The 17,761-nt window shown below is 72.2% G+C and carries 16 protein-coding genes; 10 read left to right on the top strand and 6 right to left on the bottom strand.

Annotated features, from left to right (window positions below; translation table 11 throughout):
- Positions 1–231 precede the first annotated feature (231 nt).
- Positions 232–720, bottom strand: coding sequence for a hypothetical protein (locus HNR07_RS14465; protein ID WP_184365447.1), 489 nt, complete (start codon positions 718–720; stop codon positions 232–234).
- 142 nt (positions 721–862) lie between these two features.
- On the opposite strand from HNR07_RS14465, the gene HNR07_RS14460 reads away from it, so the two are divergent.
- The 6 genes from HNR07_RS14460 to HNR07_RS14435 all read left to right on the top strand — a co-directional run bounded on the left by HNR07_RS14460 (position 863) and on the right by HNR07_RS14435 (position 9,008).
- Positions 863–2,674 (top strand): acyclic terpene utilization AtuA family protein, encoded by a 1,812-nt coding sequence (locus tag HNR07_RS14460; protein ID WP_221318816.1) that lies wholly within the window; start codon positions 863–865, stop codon positions 2,672–2,674.
- Positions 2,671–4,269 (top strand): acyl-CoA carboxylase subunit beta, encoded by a 1,599-nt coding sequence (locus tag HNR07_RS14455; RefSeq protein WP_184365445.1) that lies wholly within the window; start codon positions 2,671–2,673, stop codon positions 4,267–4,269. The genes HNR07_RS14460 and HNR07_RS14455 overlap by 4 nt, the downstream gene beginning before the upstream one ends.
- A 16-nt stretch (positions 4,270–4,285) precedes the next feature.
- The gene (locus HNR07_RS14450; RefSeq protein ID WP_184365444.1) at positions 4,286–6,442 is read left to right on the top strand and encodes an ATP-binding protein; all 2,157 of its coding nucleotides are present in this window, start codon (positions 4,286–4,288) and stop codon (positions 6,440–6,442) included.
- Positions 6,439–7,611 (top strand): acyl-CoA dehydrogenase family protein, encoded by a 1,173-nt coding sequence (locus HNR07_RS14445; RefSeq protein ID WP_184365443.1) that lies wholly within the window; start codon positions 6,439–6,441, stop codon positions 7,609–7,611. Before HNR07_RS14450 ends, HNR07_RS14445 begins: the two co-directional genes overlap by 4 nt.
- 37 nt (positions 7,612–7,648) lie before the next feature.
- On the top strand, positions 7,649–8,269 hold the full coding sequence (locus HNR07_RS14440; protein ID WP_184365442.1) for a TetR/AcrR family transcriptional regulator: 621 nt from the start codon (positions 7,649–7,651) through the stop codon (positions 8,267–8,269).
- 163 nt (positions 8,270–8,432) lie between these two features.
- Positions 8,433–9,008, top strand: a complete 576-nt coding sequence (locus HNR07_RS14435) for a hypothetical protein (RefSeq protein WP_184365441.1) — start codon at positions 8,433–8,435, stop codon at positions 9,006–9,008.
- A 22-nt stretch (positions 9,009–9,030) separates the two neighbouring features.
- On the opposite strand, the gene HNR07_RS14430 is transcribed toward HNR07_RS14435, so the two are convergent.
- Positions 9,031–9,435: a hypothetical protein gene (locus HNR07_RS14430; RefSeq protein WP_184365440.1), complete on the bottom strand. Its 405-nt coding sequence runs from the start codon at positions 9,433–9,435 to the stop codon at positions 9,031–9,033.
- Positions 9,436–9,496: 61 nt separating this feature from the next.
- Positions 9,497–10,777, bottom strand: coding sequence for an MFS transporter (locus HNR07_RS14425; protein WP_184365439.1), 1,281 nt, complete (start codon positions 10,775–10,777; stop codon positions 9,497–9,499).
- A gap of 126 nt (positions 10,778–10,903) precedes the next feature.
- Between HNR07_RS14425 and HNR07_RS14420 the strand changes: the two genes are divergently transcribed.
- The 3 genes from HNR07_RS14420 to HNR07_RS14410 all read left to right on the top strand — a co-directional run bounded on the left by HNR07_RS14420 (position 10,904) and on the right by HNR07_RS14410 (position 13,554).
- A complete protein-coding gene (locus HNR07_RS14420) occupies positions 10,904–11,647 on the top strand; it encodes a VOC family protein (protein WP_184365438.1) in 744 nt (247 codons plus the stop codon).
- A gap of 69 nt (positions 11,648–11,716) precedes the next feature.
- A complete protein-coding gene (locus HNR07_RS14415) occupies positions 11,717–12,700 on the top strand; it encodes an ATP-binding cassette domain-containing protein (RefSeq protein WP_184365437.1) in 984 nt (327 codons plus the stop codon).
- A complete protein-coding gene (locus HNR07_RS14410) occupies positions 12,697–13,554 on the top strand; it encodes an ABC transporter permease (RefSeq protein WP_184365436.1) in 858 nt (285 codons plus the stop codon). Before HNR07_RS14415 ends, HNR07_RS14410 begins: the two co-directional genes overlap by 4 nt.
- A gap of 22 nt (positions 13,555–13,576) precedes the next feature.
- On the opposite strand, the gene HNR07_RS14405 is transcribed toward HNR07_RS14410, so the two are convergent.
- From HNR07_RS14405 to HNR07_RS14395, 3 genes are all read right to left on the bottom strand, one after another.
- The gene (locus HNR07_RS14405) at positions 13,577–14,185 is read right to left on the bottom strand and encodes a PadR family transcriptional regulator (protein ID WP_184365435.1); all 609 of its coding nucleotides are present in this window, start codon (positions 14,183–14,185) and stop codon (positions 13,577–13,579) included.
- Positions 14,186–14,255: 70 nt separating this feature from the next.
- Positions 14,256–16,271: an acyl-CoA dehydrogenase family protein gene (locus tag HNR07_RS14400; protein ID WP_184365434.1), complete on the bottom strand. Its 2,016-nt coding sequence runs from the start codon at positions 16,269–16,271 to the stop codon at positions 14,256–14,258.
- Positions 16,272–16,426: 155 nt separating this feature from the next.
- Positions 16,427–16,699, bottom strand: coding sequence for a helix-turn-helix domain-containing protein (locus tag HNR07_RS14395; RefSeq protein ID WP_184365433.1), 273 nt, complete (start codon positions 16,697–16,699; stop codon positions 16,427–16,429).
- A 78-nt stretch (positions 16,700–16,777) separates the two neighbouring features.
- On the opposite strand from HNR07_RS14395, the gene map reads away from it, so the two are divergent.
- Entirely contained in the window at positions 16,778–17,545 is a 768-nt protein-coding gene (gene map / locus HNR07_RS14390; RefSeq protein WP_184365432.1) for a type I methionyl aminopeptidase, read from the top strand.
- The last annotated feature ends 216 nt before the right edge of the window (positions 17,546–17,761 follow it).

The raw sequence follows: 17,761 nt of genomic DNA, 5'->3' as shown, positions 1-17,761 counted from the left end.
ACGGGGAGGTGCTCTGCCCGGAGGGGCGCCGTACGCGCGAGCGGCGAGAACCGGGTCAGGAGCGCTCCCGACGGCATGCTGAGCCATAACCTGACGGTGTTAGGTTTTGGGCGAGTGTAGGGACCCGAACACGGCTCCGCAAGGGTGGTGGCGCACATGAAGAGAGGCCGGAGGCGCTGCCTCCGGCCTTGCGGTCTGCTGGTGTGTGGGTGGGGTGTGCTGGGGTGGGGATCAGGTGCTCGGGAGGACCGGGGTCGGCATCAGGACGAAGGTCAGCACGGCCAGCACCACGCACAGGATGCCCGCCAGTATCGTCGCCGAGGCCAGTTGCCGAGCCCAGGCGCGGGTGGTGGCGCCGACGCGGAACAGGGCGATGGCGGCGCAGATCACGGCCAGACCGGCGAGGGCCGCCGAACCGGTGAGGGACCCCTGGACCACGACACTCGGTGCGTCGTACCCCTCGGCCGGAATCGAGGGGGTGAGGACCCAACGGCTGAAGATCGCGATGAGCTCGGTGGCGAACAGGGTGGTGGCCAGCATGAGGAAGCCCGCCACGCTGAAGGTCTCGGCGCCGAAGAGGCTGGGGCGCGGGGCGGTGTGCTGACCGGTGAGGAAGGCCTCGGGGGTGGAGACGGCCTCGGGGGTGGAGACGGCCTCGGAGTTCTCGGGCTTGTCGTCGGTGGGGGCGGTGGTGCTGGTGTCTTCGGAGGAGGTACTCACGCGCGCCAAAATACCGGGCGCATATCCCGTTTTCGCCATCTTTAACAGGGCTATTGCGGCCGGTTCCGGCCATGGGCCTGGTTGAGGAAAAAACAATCATGAGTGCTTGTTTTTTTCTGTGTCCGGTGTCACTCTCTTTGCCATGACCGCTACCTCCCTGTGGGTCGGGAACGCCTCGGGCTTCTACGGTGACCGGCTCTCGGCCGTTCACGAGATGCTCACCGAAGGCCCTGTGGACGTTCTGACCGGCGATTACCTGGCCGAACTCACCATGGCCATCCTCGGCCGCGACCAACTGGCCGATCCGAGCCGGGGCTACGCCAGAACCTTCCTGAAACAGATGCGCGAGTGCCTGGCGATCATCATGGAACGCCGCGTCCGCGTGGTCACCAACGCGGGCGGCCTCAACCCCCGAGGCCTGGCCGACAAGCTCACAGAGCTGGCCGAGAGCCTCGGCTTCGAACCCCGCATCGCCTGTGTCACCGGGGACGACCTGCTGGACCGAGCCGAGGAACTCAATCTGGGCGGGCCGCTGACCGCCAACGCCTACCTGGGTGCCTTCGGGATCGCGCGCTGCCTGGACGCCGGGGCCGACATCGTCGTCACCGGCCGCGTCACCGACGCCTCGCTCGCGGTGGGTCCGGCCATCTCGCACTTCGGCTGGACTCGCGAGGACCTCGACGCCCTCGCCGGGGCGACCGCCGCCGGGCACGTCATCGAGTGCGGGACCCAGGCCACCGGCGGTAACTACGCCCTGGCCCGCGAACTCGCCGACCGGCGCCTGGACCACCCCGGCTTCCCGATCGCCGAGATCGCCGCCGACGGCTCCTCGGTGATCACCAAGCACGCCCGCTCCGGCGGTGCGGTCACCGTGGGCACCGTCACCGCCCAGCTCGTCTACGAGATCGCGGGCGCACGCTACCCCGGCCCCGACGTCACCACGCGCCTGGACACCGTTCACCTGGTTCAGGAAGCCGACGACCGGGTGCGGATCAGCGGGGTGCGCGGAGAAGCACCGCCGCCCGAGCTGAAGGTCGGGCTGACCGGGATCAGCGGCTTCCGCAACGAGGTCGACTTCCTCATCACCGGCCTGGACGCCCGGGCCAAGGCGGACCAGGCCGAACGCCAGATGCGCGCCGCCCTGGCCCACAACAGGCCCGGTGAGCTGAGCTTCGAGTTCACCCCGGCCCTCGACCCGCACGGGGACACCCAGGACGAGGCCACCGCCCGGCTGCGCGTGGTCGCCCGCGACCACGACCCCGCCGTCATCGGACGCCGCTTCGGCGCCGCCGCCGTGGAACTGGCCCTGGCCAGCTACGCCGGGTTCCACCTCACCGCGCCGCCGCGCGAGGCCCGCCCCGACGGGGTGGCGGTCACCCACGCGCTGGTCCCCGCCGCCGAGGTCGAGCACACCGTCATCACCCCCGAAGGCGACCGCGAGAGCGTCCCGCACCCCGAACACACCAGGGAGCTGACCGAGCTCCCCGAACCCCCGCTGCCCGAGCCGCTCTCAGGCCCGGTGATCGACGGGCCCACCCGACTGGCCCCCCTCGGCCTGCTCCTGGGCGCGCGCAGCGGAGACAAGGGCGCCGACGCCAACGTGGGCGTGTGGGCCACCTCGGACGAGGGCTGGCGCTGGCTGGCGCACACCCTCACCGTCGAGGCGCTGCGCGAACTCCTCCCGGAGACCGCCGACCTCAAGGTCACCCGCCACCTGCTGCCGAGTCTGCGCGCCGCGAACTTCTGGATCGAGGGGATGCTCGCCCCCGGTACGGCCCGCCGTGAGGGCCAGGACCCGCAGGCCAAGGGGGTCGGTGAGTGGCTGCGCGCCCGGCGCTTCCCCATCCCCGAGTCACTGCTGGCCGACTCCCCGCTGCCCCCGAACCCGCTGCCCCCGAACCCGCTGCCCCCGAACCCGCTGGCCCAGTCCCCGCTGCCCCAGGAGGGCCCGTGAGCGTCCTGACCTCCAGACTCGACACCCGGGGCCCGGCCTACGCCGAGGCCCGGGACGCCATGCTCGCCAAACTCGCCGAGCTCGACACCGAACACGCCAAGGCCCTGGCCGGGGGCGGTGAACGCTACGTCGAACGCCACCGTTCCCGGGGCGGACTGCTGGCCCGCGAACGCATCGAACTCCTCCTGGACGAGGGCAGCCCCTTCCTCGAACTCTCACCCCTGGCCGCCTGGGGCAGCGACTTCCACGTGGGCGCCAGCGTGGTCACCGGCGTGGGCGTGGTCTCGGGCGTGGAATGTGTGATCGTCGCCAACGACCCCACCGTGCGCGGCGGCTCCAGCAACCCCTGGACCCTCAAGAAGTCCCAGCGGGCCGGGGAGGTCGCCGAACGCAACCGGATGCCGATGATCAGCCTGGTGGAGTCGGGCGGCGCCGACCTGCCCACCCAGAAGGAGATCTTCATCCCGGGCGGCGGCACCTTCCGCCACCTCACCCAGCTCTCGGCCGCCGGGATCCCCACCATCGCCCTGGTCTTCGGCAACTCCACCGCGGGCGGCGCCTACGTCCCCGGCATGAGCGACCACGTGGTCATGGTCCGGGACCGCTCCAAGGTCTTCCTCGGCGGCCCGCCGCTGGTCAAGGCGGCCACCGGCGAGGAGAGCGACGACGAGTCCCTGGGCGGCGCGCGCATGCACGCCGAGGTCTCCGGGCTCGCCGACCACCTGGCCGAGGACGAGCGGGACGCCATCCGCCTCGGCCGCCGGATCGTGGCCCGCCTCAACCACACCAAGGCCGGGCCCGCCCCGGCCGCCCAGGTCCGCGAACCCCTCCTGCCCGCCGAGGAGCTCCTCGGGATCATGCCGCCCGACCTCAAGGTCCCCGTGGACCCCCGCGAGGTCCTCGCGCGCGTGGTGGACGGTTCGGAGTTCGACGAGTTCAAACCCTCCTACGGCCCCGGCCTGGTCACCGGCTGGGCCACCCTGCACGGCTACCCCGTGGGCGTCCTGGCCAACGACAACGGCGTGCTGTTCAGCGCCGAGGCGCAGAAGGCCACCCAGTTCATCCAGCTGGCCAACCGCTCGAACACCCCGCTGGTCTTCCTGCACAACACCACCGGCTACATGGTCGGCGCCGAGTACGAGCAGGGCGGCATCATCAAGCACGGCTCGATGATGATCAACGCGGTCTCCAACAGCACCGTCCCGCACTTGTCCGTGCTGATCGGCGCCTCCTACGGGGCCGGGCACTACGGCATGTGCGGCCGCGCCTACGACCCCCGCTTCCTGTTCTCCTGGCCCAGCGCCCGTTCCGCCGTCATGGGCCCCAAGCAGCTCGCCGAGGTCATCTCGATCGTCTCGCGCGCCTCGGCCGCGAAGAAGGGCCAGCCCTACGACGACGACCAGGACGCCGCCATGCGCGAACTGGTCGAGCACCAGATCGAGGCGGAGTCCCTGCCGATGTTCCTGTCCGGCCGGGTCTACGACGACGGCGTCATCGACCCCCGCGACACCCGCACCGTCCTCGGGCTGTGCCTGTCCTTCGCCAGCAACGCACCGGTACGCGGCACCGACCGCTTCGGTGTCTTCCGAATGTGAGAAGGGGAGGACCGACATGACCCCCACCACCACCCCCACCACCTCCGCCAGCCCCGACGGCGCCCGGCCCATCGGCACGCTGCTGGTCGCCAACCGGGGCGAGATCGCCCGCCGGATCATCCGCACCTGCAAGGCCCTGGGCGTGGCCACCGTCGCCGTGCACGCCCCCGGTGAGGAGAACGCCGCGCACGTGCGCGAGGCCGACGCCGCCGTGCGCCTGAGCGTCCCCGAGGGGCGCGGCCCCGTGGACGCCTACCTCGACCCCGAAGCGCTGGTCGCCGCCGCCCGCACCGCCGGAGCCGACGCCGTCCACCCCGGCTACGGCTTCCTGTCCGAGAACGCCGCCTTCGCCCGCGCCGTCACCGGCGCCGGGCTGACCTGGGTGGGCCCCGCCGCCGAAGCGGTCGAACAGATGGGCTCCAAGACCCTCGCCAAGAAGGTCGCCCGCGACGCCGGGGTACCGGTCGCCGACGCCCTCGACCCCGAGGACGTGCGGGCCGAAGACCTCCCCGTCCTGGTCAAGGCGGTGTCCGGCGGCGGCGGGCGCGGCATGCGCGTGGTCCGTGACCTCGACGCGCTCGCCGCCCAGGCACAGGCCGCGCGCACCGAGGCCGCCTCCGCCTTCGGCGACCCCACGGTGTTCTGCGAGCCCTACGTGGAACGCGGCCGCCACGTGGAGGTCCAGGTCCTGGCCGACCTCCACGGCACCGTCTGGGCACTGGGCGAACGCGACTGCTCGGTGCAGCGCCGCCACCAGAAGGTCCTGGAGGAGGCGCCCGCCCCCGGGCTGCCCGAACAGACCCGGCAGAGGCTGCACCGGGCCGCCCGCGACCTCGCCGCGGCCATCGGCTACACCGGCGCCGGAACCGCCGAGTTCCTCGTGCCAGTCACGGAGGAAGGGCTCGGTGAGCCCGTCTTCCTGGAGATGAACACCCGCCTGCAGGTCGAGCACCCCGTCACCGAGTGCGTCACCGGCCTGGACCTGGTGGAGTGGCAGCTACGGATCGCCGAGGGTGAACCCCTGCCCGGTGCCGAACCCCCCGCCCCGCGCGGCCACGCCGTCGAGGCCCGCCTGTACGCCGAGGACCCCCGCAACGGCTGGCGGCCCCGGGCCGGGCTCCTGCACGCCTTCGACGTCCCCGCCGCCACCGTCAGCTTCACCCCCCTCACCACCCCCGGGGTGCGCCTGGACCACGGCGTGGCGGCGGGCGATGTCGTCGGCACCGACTTCGACCCCATGCTCGCCAAGGTCATCGCCTACGGCACCGACCGCCGCGACGCCCTGCGCCGCCTGGCCGCGGCCCTGGCCGACGCCCGCCTGCACGGGGTGGGCACCAACCGCGACCTGCTCGTGCGCGCCCTGCGCCACCCCGACTTCGCCGGGGCCCACGACCGGCCCGAACGCCTGCACACCGCCTTCCTGACCGGCGACCGCCTCGCCGCTCTGGCCCAGCCCCTGGCCGAACCCGCCACCGAGGAACTGGCCGCGCTCGCCGCGTCCCTGGCCTCGATGGAGGCCGCCAGCGGAAAGGGCGCTCTCCCCGCCGGTATCCCCGCGGGCTGGCGCAACCTGCCCTCGGCCCCGCACCGGCGCCGCCACACCACCGACGCGGGCCGCGAGATCACCTCGGCCTTCCGATCGGTGCGCGGTGCGCACCTGCCCGAGCGGGACGGCGTGCGGGTGCTCTCGGCCGCCTCCGACCAGGTGGTCCTGGAGGTGGACGGACTACGCCGCGCCTTCACCGTTCTCTCGGGTGAGAGCTCTTCCAGGGCGGGCGAGGTGTACGTCGAGTCCGCGCTGGGATCGGTCACCCTGACCCCCGTCGACCCCCTCCCCGAGCCCGAGGCCACCGTCGACCCCGGCGCCCTGCCCGCGCCCATGCCCGGCACGGTCACCGCCGTGGACGTCAGCGTGGGGGAGAAGGTCCGCGAGGGCCAGACCCTGCTGCGCATGGAGGCGATGAAGATGGAGCACCGCGTCACCGCCCCCGCCGCCGGAGCCGTCCGCGAACTCCCGGTCGCCGCCGGGGAACGCGTCCCGGCCGGGGCGCCACTGGCCGTGCTCGACTACACCGGCCCCGGGACCGGTGACCCCGACGACACCCCGGACAGCGACGACCACGGCTCCCAGGGCGCGAGGAGCACCCCCCACAACGAAGGGCTCGACCCATGACCGGTGCCATGAACTTCAACGAACCCGCCGAGCGCGTCGAACTCCGCGCCGCGGTCGCCGACCTCGCCGCCGAGTACGGCTCCGAGTACTACAGGGCCAGAGCCAAGGAGGGCGCCTACCTCACCGAACTGTGGCGCGAGGCGGGCAAGCTCGGCTACCTGGGCGTCAACATCCCCGAGGAGTACGGCGGCGGAGGCGGCGGTATCGGCGACCTGGCCGCCGTCCTGGAGGAGCTCAGCGCCGCGGGTTGCCCCACCCTGATGATGGTGGTCTCCCCAGCCATCTGCGGCACCGTCCTGGCCCGCTTCGGCACCCCCGAACAGCGCCAGCGCTGGCTGCCCGGCCTGGCCACCGGCGAGTCCATCATGGCCTTCGCTATCACCGAACCCGACGCCGGATCCAACGCCCACCGCATCACCACCACCGCCCGCCGCGAGGGCGGGGGCTGGGTGCTCAACGGCCGCAAGACCTACATCTCCGGCGTGGACGTCGCCGACGCCGTACTGGTGGTCGGCCGTATCGAGGACGAGGACACCGGGCGCCTGTCCGCCGCGCTGTTCGCGGTCCCCACCGACACCCCCGGGTTCGAGGCGCGGCGGATCGAGATGGACATCGTCAGCCCGGACCACCAGTTCCAGCTGTTCATGGACGACCTCCGCCTGCCCGCCGACGCCCTGGTCGGCGACCCCGACGCCGGGCTCCTCCAGCTCTTCGCCGGGCTCAACCCCGAACGCATCATGGCCGCCTCACTGGCCACCGGCAGTGCCCGCCACGCCTTGGACAAGGCGGTCGCCTACGCCAAGGAGCGCGTGGTGTGGCGGGACCGGCCCATCGGCGCCCACCAGGGATTGGCCCATCCGCTGGCGCAGGTCAAGATCGAGACCGAACAGGCCCGCCTGATGACCCAGCACGCGGCGCTCCGCTACGATTCCGGCGACGACGCGGGTGCCGGGGAGGCGGCCAACATGGCCAAGTACGCCGCCGCGGAGGCGTGCGTGCGGTCCGTCGACCAGGCCGTGCAGACCCTCGGAGGGAACGGTCTGGCCAGTGAGTACGGGCTGGGCGCGGCGATCGCCGCCTCCCGGCTGGCCCGGATCGCCCCCGTGAGCCGGGAGATGGTCCTCAACTACGTGGCCCAACAGTCCCTCGGCCTGCCCAAGTCGTACTGACCGCGGGGGCGGCACACCAGGGGAGAAGAGGCGCGCAGTGGACACGGCATCGGGGGTCTCCGACCGGGAGCCGAGACAGGAGCGCAGCCGGGCCACCCGGGCCCGGCTGCTGGACGCGGCGGTGGGATGCCTGTCCGAACGCGGAGCGGCCGGGACCACGGTGGGCGCGGTCGCCGAACGCGCCGGGGTGTCCCGGGGCGCCGCGCAGCACCACTTCCCCACCCGCGAGGACCTGCTGCTGGCGGCGCTGCGGCACATCGTGGACAGCCGCGGAACCGACCTGCGCCGCCGGGTGGAATCGGTTCCCGGGGGGCCCGGCCGCACCGAGGCCGTGGTGCAGATGGTGGTGGACGCCTTCAGCGGGACCGGTTTCAACGCCGCCCTCCAGCTGTGGGCCGGGGCCGCCAGCGACCCCGCCCTGCGCGAACGCGTCATCCCCCTGGAGGAACAGGTGGGTCGTGAGGTGCACCGCGCCGTGGTCGACCTGCTGGGCGCCGACGAGTCGGTCCCCGGCACGCGGGAGGCAGTCCAGGCCACCCTCGACCTGGCCCGGGGACTGGGCCTGGCCAACCTCCTCACCGACGACGGAGCGCGCCGCCGCCACATCGTCCGCCAGTGGGCCCGCATGCTCGACCAGGCTCTGGCGGCGGGAGACTGACCTGTGGCCGGGGCCGGCTGCCGGGGTCAGCGGTGTTTACTGGTGAGTGGGTTCTATCGTCGGCCGCCTACCACCTCCCGGTGGCGGGCGCTTATGATCGAAAAGGCCGGGCAAAGCAGCGGTCACAACAGTTCTTCACAACGGTTTCTCTGGACAAGGCGGTGTGCCGGTGGGTGCGGATACGGGCAGGGACCTTCCCGGCCTGGCCAGGCGGGCAGTGGAGGCGTTCGAGGAGAGTGCCACACGGGGCAGGGACCGTGACGCCCTCATGGACACCGCGTTCGCGCGGCTCTTCGAGCTCTACCAGGCCACTTCCCAGGCCGAACGGCAGTCCCCGGCGGGACAGAACTTCAACGCCAGGCTCGCCGAGGTCCTGGTGAGCGGGAACAACCCGGTCCGGATCAGCCTGTACGTGGTGCGCACCCAGACCGCCGCCGAGAACGGGCAGCACGAGGGCTACCGCCCGGCCTGCTGGCGCCGCTCCATGCTCCAGCTCCTGGGCGACGAGTTCGTGCCCCTGCAGAGCTTCCTGCGCCCGGTCGACCTGGACGCCCTGCCGCGCATCGACGACGCACTGGAGGCCGTGGCGGCCAACGCCAGCCCGGCCACCGTGGAGGCGGTGCCGTCCTGGGTGCCCGAGACCCACTGGTGGTGGTGGGAGCCGGCCCGCCAGCGCGGCGAGGAGACCCCCTCGCACACCCGCGCCGACAGCGGAACCCTGGACGCCGTCACGGACTGATCCGGCCCTGTCGCCCCGGGCCTCAGGGCGGGGGTTCGCGCAGGGAGTCGAAGCCGCCGCGGGCCGGGACGAGGTGGACCTCGCCCGGCCTGGCGGTCTCCACGGTCTCCTGCAGGTGGACCATGAACAGCGCACGGGCCGCCACCAGGCCGCCCTCGCGCCTGGTGCCGAACGCCGCCACCGCGTCCTCCACCAGGTCCCGCAGCCGCGCGGCCAGCGTGGGCGGGTCCAGGTGCAGGACCATCGGTTCCTCCAGTTCCAGGCCCTTGAAACAGCTGATCCGGATGCCGCGCTCCCCGGGCAGCACCTCGGCGCGGCTGGTGGCCCGGTAGGTGACCGGGGTACCGATCCCGCCGGTGTCGACGGTCATCTCCGTGCCCTCGGCCAGCTCCCTGACCAGCCGGTCCCACTCCTGCCGTTCGTCCATGAACCCATCCTCACCCCGGCGGCACGCGCGTACCAGGGGCCACACGGGGTCCAGGCCCAGCTCAGCGCACGCCCCTGATCCTCCAGACCACGACCGCGCCCAGCAGGGAGATCAGCCCGCAGGCCGTGTACAGGACCGGGTAGCCGCCCAGGTGGACCACGATGGGCCCGGCCAGGGCGGGGGCGATCACCTGCGGGCCGGAGCTGGCGACGTTGACGATGCCCAGGTCCTTGGCACGGCCCCCGGCGCTCGGCAGTACCTCGGTGACCAGCGCGTTGTCCACGGACAGGAACACACCGAACCCCACGCCCAGCACCACCGCGCAGACCACCGCGGCCGTCCAGGTGGGGTACAGGGCCAACCCGAAGGCGGGCAGGCCCATCACCACCCCGGCGAACGCCACCATGCCGCGCCGTCTGCCGAGCCGGTCCGAGACCACGCCCGCCAGCACGGTGGTGGCCACGACCGCCGCCGTGTAGAGGAGGATCAGGGTGAGCAGCCCGTCCGTGGCAGGGGAACCGGGGAAGAGTTCCTCGTAGCCCACCTCGTCGCGTAGGAAGTACAGCAGGTAGAGGACGAACATCGCGTTCCCGGTGCCGATGAGGAACCGGGTGAGGAAGGCCCAGGCGAAGTCCGGGTGGCGGCGGGGCGACACCCACAGGCTCCGGGCGAAGTCGCGCCAGGGCGGGCGGGCCTCGCGGGGCAGCGGCGGGTCCGGGGAGAGCAGCGCGAACGGCAGGGCGCACGCGATGGTCAGGACGCCGATGAGCGTGTAGCCGGGGGATATCTCGGTGACGACCACGGTGACCAGGACGACCGCCGCCACCACCCCGGCCGACTGGGGGATGCCGATCCAGCCCGAGACCGCCCCGCGCTGGCTCCGCGGCACGTGGTCCGGAACGGCGGCGAGCAGGGTGGCGTTCAGGCAGGACAGCGCCGTCTGCACGAACGACCAGCCCAGCAGGATCCCCGTGACGCTCTCCCGGGTGCCCAGGACGATCAGCCCGGCGCCGCCCAGCAGCGCTCCGGCCAGGACCCAGGGCCTGCGGCGGCCGAGCGGGCCGGTGGTGCGGTCCGACAGGGCCCCGGCCAGCGGGGTGGCGATCATGGCCATGGCCGCACCGATCCCGGTGACCCAGGCCAGGACGGTCTCCTTGTCGGCGGGGGAGACCCGGCCGACCTGCTCGGGCAGCAGGACTTGGAGGGGACCGAAGAAGGCCATCCACATGCCGAGGTTGGCCAGGCTGATCCCGGCCACCCACAGGGCGCTCACGTTGCGGGTGGGTTCGGCCAGGGCTCGGGGGAGTTCGTTCGGGGGTCGCGCCGCGGGGGGTGTGCGCACAGTGTGACCTGCCTAACATGAGAAGGGTTCATGTTAGGCCGGGCGGGTCGGTTCGGGGAAGGTTCTGGTCAATGCGGGAAAGAATTCATGTGCATCTAGTCAACTTTGACTAGTAAGGTGAGCGGCATGAACGAGACGCAGGAGATTCGAGCCAACGAGACCGTGGTACCGCTGCTGCACACCCACGATCCCCAGGTCACGCTGGACTTCTACCAGTCGCTCGGCTTCGAGGTCACCTGGAAGCAGTTCAAGCCCTACCTCTACCTGGCCTTCCGGTGGAGCGGGTTCGAACTGCACTTCGGGGGCGCGCCCAAGGGGCTGGATCCCGCTGCGGAGAACACCGGCGGCGCCCTGGTCATGGTCGACGCGGTGGCGCCCTACCACGAGGCCTTCACCGCGGCCATGCGCGCCGCCCACGGCAAGGTCCTGGCCCGCGGCCTGCCGCGTATCACCCGCTACCGGCCCGGCGCCACCCGCTTCACCATGATGGATCCCTCCGGGAACTGCATCATCTTCATCCAGCGCGACGAACCCGAAGGGCTCGACTACGGGGGCTCCCCGGAGCTGGAGGGCATCGCCAAAGCCCTGGACCAGGCCCGCAACTTCCGCGAGTTCAAGAACGACGACCTCGCCGCCTACCGCCATCTGAAGTCCGCCCTGCGTCGGCACGCGGACACCGCTCCGGCCCTCGATCGCGCCCTGGCCCACGCGACCCTGGTCGAACTGTCCATCGCCCTGGACGGCCCGGAACAGGCGAAGGCCTGGCGCGCCGAGCTGGAGAAGGTGGAGCTCACCGGGGAGGAGCGCCGCAGGGTCGAGGAGGAGCTGGGGCGCGCCGCCGACCTGATGGAATGGCGCGGCGACGAGTAGGGGGAGTCTGCCCCACTCGGGTCGGCTTTCGCCGCTCAGCTAGTCAAATTTGACTAATCAAGGAGGAGTATGAACGACGAAGCACCGGTGGTCCGCGCGGAGGGACTGCGCCGGACCTATGGCACCACCAGGGCGCTGGACGGCCTCGACATGACCGTCGCGCGCGGCAGCGTGCACGGGGTGCTCGGCCCCAACGGCTCCGGCAAGACCACCCTGGTGCGCACCATGGCCACCCTGCTGCGGGTGGGGGAGGGGCGTGCCGAGGTCGCCGGGTTCGACGTCGCGGCCCGTCCCAAGGACGTCCGGCGGCGGATCGGGCTGCTCGGCCAGCACGCCGCGGTGGACGAGGAGCTCTCCGGGCGCCAGAACCTGGAGCTGTTCGGCCGCCTGTACCACCTGGGCGGTCGTCGGGCCGCGGCCCGCGCGACGCAACTGCTGGAGCGTTTCGGTCTCGCCGACACCGGCCGCAAACCCGTCGGAACCTACAGCGGCGGTATGCGGCGCCGCCTGGACCTGGCCGCCTCGCTCATCGTCGACCCCGAGATCCTCTTCCTGGACGAACCCACCACCGGACTGGACCCGCGCGGGCGAACCGAGGTGTGGGAATCGGTCCGCTCCCTGGTCGGCGGCGGCACCACCGTGCTGCTCACCACCCAGTACCTGGAGGAGGCCGATCAGCTGGCCGACCGGATCTCGGTCCTGGACCACGGACGGGTGATCGCCGAGGGCGCCCCCGAACGGCTCAAGGCGGATCTGGGCGGGGACCGGATCGACGTCGTGGTCCGCGACGCCGACCGGCTCGCCGAGACCGCCGCGCTCCTGGCCGCGACCGCCGGGGTCCAGGGGGCCTCCGGGCGGGCGGACGTGGAGACCGACCCGGACGGCCGCCGGGTCAGCGCCCCGGTCGCGGACCGCATGGCCGCGCTCACCCGCCTGGTCGGCGCCCTGCGCGACCACGGCATCGAGGCGGAGGACGTGGCCGTCCGCCGCCCCACCCTGGACGAGGTGTTCCTGCACCTCACCGGTGACCAGAAGGAGAAGACGCCCCGATGACCTCCGTGAACACCCTCCCCGCTCCCGAGAAGCGCACCTCAGCCGCACCCGTGCCCGTCCCCGGAACGGCGCTCGGCTGGTGGCTGGCCGACTCCTGGACCATGACCCGGCGCGAACTCGCCCGCTGGGTCCGGCGCCCCGGACTGGCTCTGCTCAACGTGGCCTTTCCGGTGCTGATGCTGCTCCTGTTCGCCCTGTTCATCGGCGGCAGTATGACCGTGGCGGGCGGAGGGGACTACACCGAGTTCCTCGTCCCCGGCATGTTCGTGATCACCATGGCCTTCGGACTGGAGGGCACGATGACCGCCATCTCCCGGGACCTGGAGAGGGGCGTGGTCGACCGCTTCCGCTCCATGCCCATGGCACCCTCCGCGCTCCTGGTCGGACGAGGCGTCGCGGACATGCTGGACTCGGTGGTCGGTCTGCTCGTCATGATCGGCGCCGGGTTCCTGATCGGCTGGCGCTGGCACGGCTCGCTCACCGCCGCCCTGGCCGCGGTGGCGCTGCTGCTCCTGTTGCGCTTCGCGATGCTGTGGTGCGGGATCTGGCTGGGGCTGGTCGTCGGCCGCCCGGAACTGGTGATGGCCGTGCAGATGCTGGTGTGGCCGGTGGCCTTCACCTCCAGCGCCTTCGCCTCGACCGAGGCCATGCCCGGCTGGCTGCGCGTGGTCGCCGAGTGGAACCCGCTCTCGGCCACGGCCACGGCGGTGCGCGAGCTGTTCGGCAACCCGGGGGTCGTGGGCGGCTCCTGGCCCACCGAGAACGCCCTGCTCCTGGCGGTGCTGTGGCCGCTGCTCCTGCTCGCGGTGGCCTGCCCGATGGCGGCGGCCAGATTCCGCGGACTGAATCGCTGAGGAGGTGAGGTGGCGGGCGGGGTCAGTCCTCGGTGTCGGGGGCCAGGACCCCTTCGTAGGGGGCGGCGCCCTCCTCGCCCGCGAAGGTGTACGCGCCGCCCTCGATCCGGCCGATCAGCCCGCGGGTCCAGACGGCCTCGGAATCCGAGGTGTGCACCCACAGGTCCATGACCTCGCCGATGTGGCCCTGCTGCTCGGGCCCCTGTTCGGGGTCGTAGTACCTGACCACCTCGGCCCGCCAGGCCTCCAGCCCGGCCAACCGCTGCCGCAGCAGGGCGAGGGCCTCCTGGCGGGGCAGGTCCACGGCGAAGCCGAGCCCGGCGGCGAGCACGTCCGGCTTGGTCTCGTGTCCGCGCAGCGCCGAGCGCAGCAGCGAGAAGTACTCCTCGCCGCCGCGCTCGGTGACCTCGTACTCGATCCGGGGCGGCCCGCCGACGGTGGACGGCGCCACCTCGTGCGCGACCAGCAGACCCTGCCTGGCCATCTGCTTCAGCGCGTGGTAGACCGACCCCGGTTTGGCGTTGGACCACTGGTGCGCGCCCCAGCCCTCCAGGTCGTTGCGGACCTGGTAGCCGTGCGCCCGCCCGTGCAGCCGGACCGCCCCCAGGACCAGCAGACGGATGGCTGACATCCCACACCCCTCACCCCGCGTGTCTGGTCAATCTTGACTAGCATACGGGGTGGGGGAGGGCGGGGCACGGTCAGGCCTGCTGCTCCTGCTTGGGCCGCTCCGCGCGCTCGTCCGCCTGCTGTACCTCCTGGCGCCGCTCCTCGGCGCCCAGGGCGATCGGCGCGCCCAGCCACTCGTCGCGCAGCCCGAAGGCGTCGGCCAGCCGCACCGCGTACGGGCGCAGTCCACGGCACAGGTCGTTCACGGCCGCCGAGACCGCCTTGGTCCGGGCGGTGGAGAGCCGCTCGTGCTCCAGGAACCAGGCCCGGTCCTCCTCGATCACCGACAGCACGTACAGGTCGCACAGGCGGTTGAGCAGCTTGGCCGTGGACTTGTCGCCGCAGCGGTCGATACCCGCCACGAACGCCTCCAGCACCACCCGGTCCATGTGCGCCCGACCGGCCGCGAGTACGTGGTCCTGGGCCCGGTTGAACACCTCGAAGGCGTCGCTGCCGTCCTTCTTGGCCCGGCGCAGCCGCCTGGCCAGCCCTTCGGTGATGTGCTTCTCCCGGTCCTCGAACAGCTCCAGGTGCCAGCCCCGGTTGTACAGGCTCGCCTCGTCGCGGCCCGGGGCGGCGGCGATGAGCCGGTCGATCAGCGGGATGGCGGCGGTGCGCTCGATGACGGTCTCGAACACCCTGCCCGCCATGAACCGGGCCAGGCCCAGCTGGTCCAGGTCGCCGAAGGAGTCCTTGAAGTTGGTCAGCAGGGCCTTGGTGAGCTGCTGCAGCAGGACGGTGTTGTCGCCCTCGAACGTGGTGAAGATGTCCGAGTCCGCCTTGAGCTGCGGGATCCGGTTCTGAGCCAGGTAACCGGAGCCGCCGCAGGCCTCCCGACAGGTCTGGATGGTCTCGGTGGCGTGCCAGGTCGCGACCGCCTTCAGCCCGGCCGCGCGCGACTCCAGCTCCCGCTGGGCGCGCTCGTCGCGCTCCTCGGACTTGGACAGCTCGTGCAGGCGGGTGACCAGCTCCTCCTGGGCGAAGTGCAGCCCGTAGGTGCGGGCCAGTGCGGGCAGGAGCTTGCGCTGGTGGGCGAGGTAGTCCAGGATCCGCACCTCCCGCTCCGGCCGGGAGTCCGTGGCCGGGCGGGTGAACTGGCGGCGGGTGTCCGCGTACCGGATCGCGATGGCCAGCGAGGCCTTGGTGGCGGTGCCCGCGCCCCCGGCCACGCTGATGCGGCCGCGGATCAGCGTGCCCAGCATGGTGAAGAAGCGCCGGTTCTGGTTCTCGATCGGGCTGGAGTAGGTGCCGTCGGCGGCCACGTCGCCGTACCGGTTGAGGAGGTTGGTGCGCGGCACCCGCACGCCGTCGAACCACAGGCGGCCGTTGTCGACCCCGTTCAGCCCGGCCTTGGGGCCGCAGTCCTCGATGGTCACCCCGGGCATCGGCTTGCCCTTCCTGTCCCGGATGGGAACCATCAGCGCGTGCACGCCGTGCTCGATCAGTCCGCCCTCGCCGTCCGGGGTGCGCAGCTGGGCGAAGACCACCGCCATGCGGCCGTCCCGGGCGGCGTTGCCGATGTAGTCCTTGCGCGCGGACTCGTCCGGGGTGTGCACCACGAACTCACCGGATCCGGCGTCGTAGGTGGCGGTGGTGCGCAGCCGCTGCACGTCCGAGCCGTGCCCGGTCTCGGTCATCGCGAAGCAGCCGGGCAGGGCCACGGTCATGACGTCGGGCAGGTACTTCTGATGGTGCTCGTCGGTGCCCAGGGCCTTGATGGCCCCGCCGAACAGTCCGAACTGCACACCCATCTTCACCATGAGCGACATGTCGGCGACGAGCATCTCGAAGGCCACCACCGAGGCGCCGATGTCGTCGGTTCCGCCCACGGACTCGGGGAACCCGTAGGCGGGCATGCCGGTCTCGGCCAGCGCCATGAGCTGCTTGAGGGTGCGGGCGCGGTGGTCCTCCATGGACAGCCCGTGCACGGGGGCGAACTGTTCGCCCTGGATGACGTCGCGGGCGCGTTCACGGATATTGGCCCATCGCCCGTCGAGCAGACCGCGCAGCTCGGCCTCGTCCAGTTTCAACAGTGCCTGTTCGCTCATGTGCTCCCCCTGTGGTCGTCGTTGACGCGATGTCCACGTGGTTACCACCCCGCGCCTGTGGGCGGCCGTGAACACGCCCGGGTCGCGGGTGTGTGAGTCCCAACGTTAGGGGGTGCCCGGCCGGGGTCGCGGCCGGGCACGGGGAGAGCCGCCGCTCAGACGGCGACAGCGGAGGAGGGCGCGACGGCGGTGTCGATCCGGGCGAGGAGGGTGTCCATGGACAGGTCCAGGGTGGCGGCGACGGCCGCGACGGTGAAGAAGGCCGGGGTGGGGATGCGCCCGCCCTCGATCTTGCGGAGGGTCTCCACGGAGATCCCGGCGGCGCGGGCGACGTCCACCATCGTGCGGTCGGCTCGGGCCTGGCGCAGGAGGGTGCCCAGGGCGCGGCCGCGTTCGATCTGCTCTTCGGTCAGCGGTTCTCGAACCATGGGGCGAGTGTATCCCGGGCGCCTTGAGTCGTATAGTAATGCCGGTATAGTTATCCCAACTCCCCTGGAAGGACTCCCGTGGTCGAGATCAAGACCCCCGAAGAAATCGCCCTGATGAGGGAGGCGGGCCGTGTGGTCGCCCACGCGCTGGCCGCCGCACGCGACCTCGCCGAGCCCGGCCGCACCACCGCTGACCTCGACCGTGCGGCCGCCGGGGTCATCGCCGAGGCGGGCGCCGAGCCGCTCTTCCTGGGCTACCAGCCGGCCTGGGCGCCCACCCCCTTCCCCGGGGTGATTTGCGTCAGCGTCAACGACGAGATCGTGCACGGTCCGCCCGGGCAGCGGGTCCTGGCCGACGGCGACCTGGTCAGCGTCGACTGCGGGGCCCGGTTGCGCGGCTGGTCCGGCGACGCCGCGATCAGCTTCGTGGTGGGCGAGGCCGACCCCGCAGACCTCGCCCTGATCGCCGCCACCGAGGCCGCGCTGGCCCGGGGCGTCGCGGCGGCCCGCCCCGGGAGCCGTCTGGGCGACGTGGGGCACGCCATCGCCGCCGAGGCCCGCGCGGCCGGATACGGGCTCACCGCCGACCACGGCGGGCACGGCATCGGCCGCACCATGCACGAGGCCCCGGACGTGGCCAACGACGGCCGCCCGGGGCGTGGGTACGAGCTCCGTCCGGGACTGGCCCTGGCCATCGAGCCCATGCTGGTGCGCGGCGGCTCGGACGGCTACGCCCACGGTGAGGACGGCTGGACGGTGCTCAGCGACGACGGCGGCCGGGCCGCCCACTGCGAGCACACGATCGCGGTCACCGAGGACGGCCCCGTGGTGCTCACCCTCCCCTGAGGGTAGGAGCGGGACGATACGGACGCACCCCCTCCGCACCAGGATCGGGTCCAGGAAAAAACATGCATCCTGATGTCCGAAACTCCGAGCGGGGGCGTCTCGGTTGCGCGACAATGAGTCATGAGGCGGCGTCGCGAAAGCGGTGCTGGCAGGCCTACCTGGTACTCCAGTACCGGCCGGGGTCCGGAGCGGTGTCCCGCCCGTGGAGCGTGCGGG

The organism is Nocardiopsis metallicus, from assembly GCF_014201115.1.
Taxonomy (GTDB): domain Bacteria; phylum Actinomycetota; class Actinomycetes; order Streptosporangiales; family Streptosporangiaceae; genus Nocardiopsis; species Nocardiopsis metallicus.
This window is presented reverse-complemented; position numbering and strand designations above follow the sequence as displayed.

Bases quoted from the DNA above. Each gene is read 5' to 3' on its own strand.
- HNR07_RS14395 (WP_184365433.1), bottom strand. From the start codon at position 16,699: ATGGTTCGAGAACCGCTGACCGAAGAGCAGATCGAACGCGGCCGCGCC.
- HNR07_RS14450 (WP_184365444.1), top strand. From the start codon at position 4,286: ATGACCCCCACCACCACCCCCACCACCTCCGCCAGCCCCGACGGCGCC.
- HNR07_RS14410 (WP_184365436.1), top strand. From the start codon at position 12,697: ATGACCTCCGTGAACACCCTCCCCGCTCCCGAGAAGCGCACCTCAGCC.
- HNR07_RS14420 (WP_184365438.1), top strand. From the start codon at position 10,904: ATGAACGAGACGCAGGAGATTCGAGCCAACGAGACCGTGGTACCGCTG.
- HNR07_RS14460 (WP_221318816.1), top strand. From the start codon at position 863: ATGACCGCTACCTCCCTGTGGGTCGGGAACGCCTCGGGCTTCTACGGT.
- HNR07_RS14405 (WP_184365435.1), bottom strand. From the start codon at position 14,185: ATGTCAGCCATCCGTCTGCTGGTCCTGGGGGCGGTCCGGCTGCACGGG.
- HNR07_RS14445 (WP_184365443.1), top strand. From the start codon at position 6,439: ATGACCGGTGCCATGAACTTCAACGAACCCGCCGAGCGCGTCGAACTC.
- HNR07_RS14430 (WP_184365440.1), bottom strand. From the start codon at position 9,435: ATGGACGAACGGCAGGAGTGGGACCGGCTGGTCAGGGAGCTGGCCGAG.
- HNR07_RS14400 (WP_184365434.1), bottom strand. From the start codon at position 16,271: ATGAGCGAACAGGCACTGTTGAAACTGGACGAGGCCGAGCTGCGCGGT.
- HNR07_RS14415 (WP_184365437.1), top strand. From the start codon at position 11,717: ATGAACGACGAAGCACCGGTGGTCCGCGCGGAGGGACTGCGCCGGACC.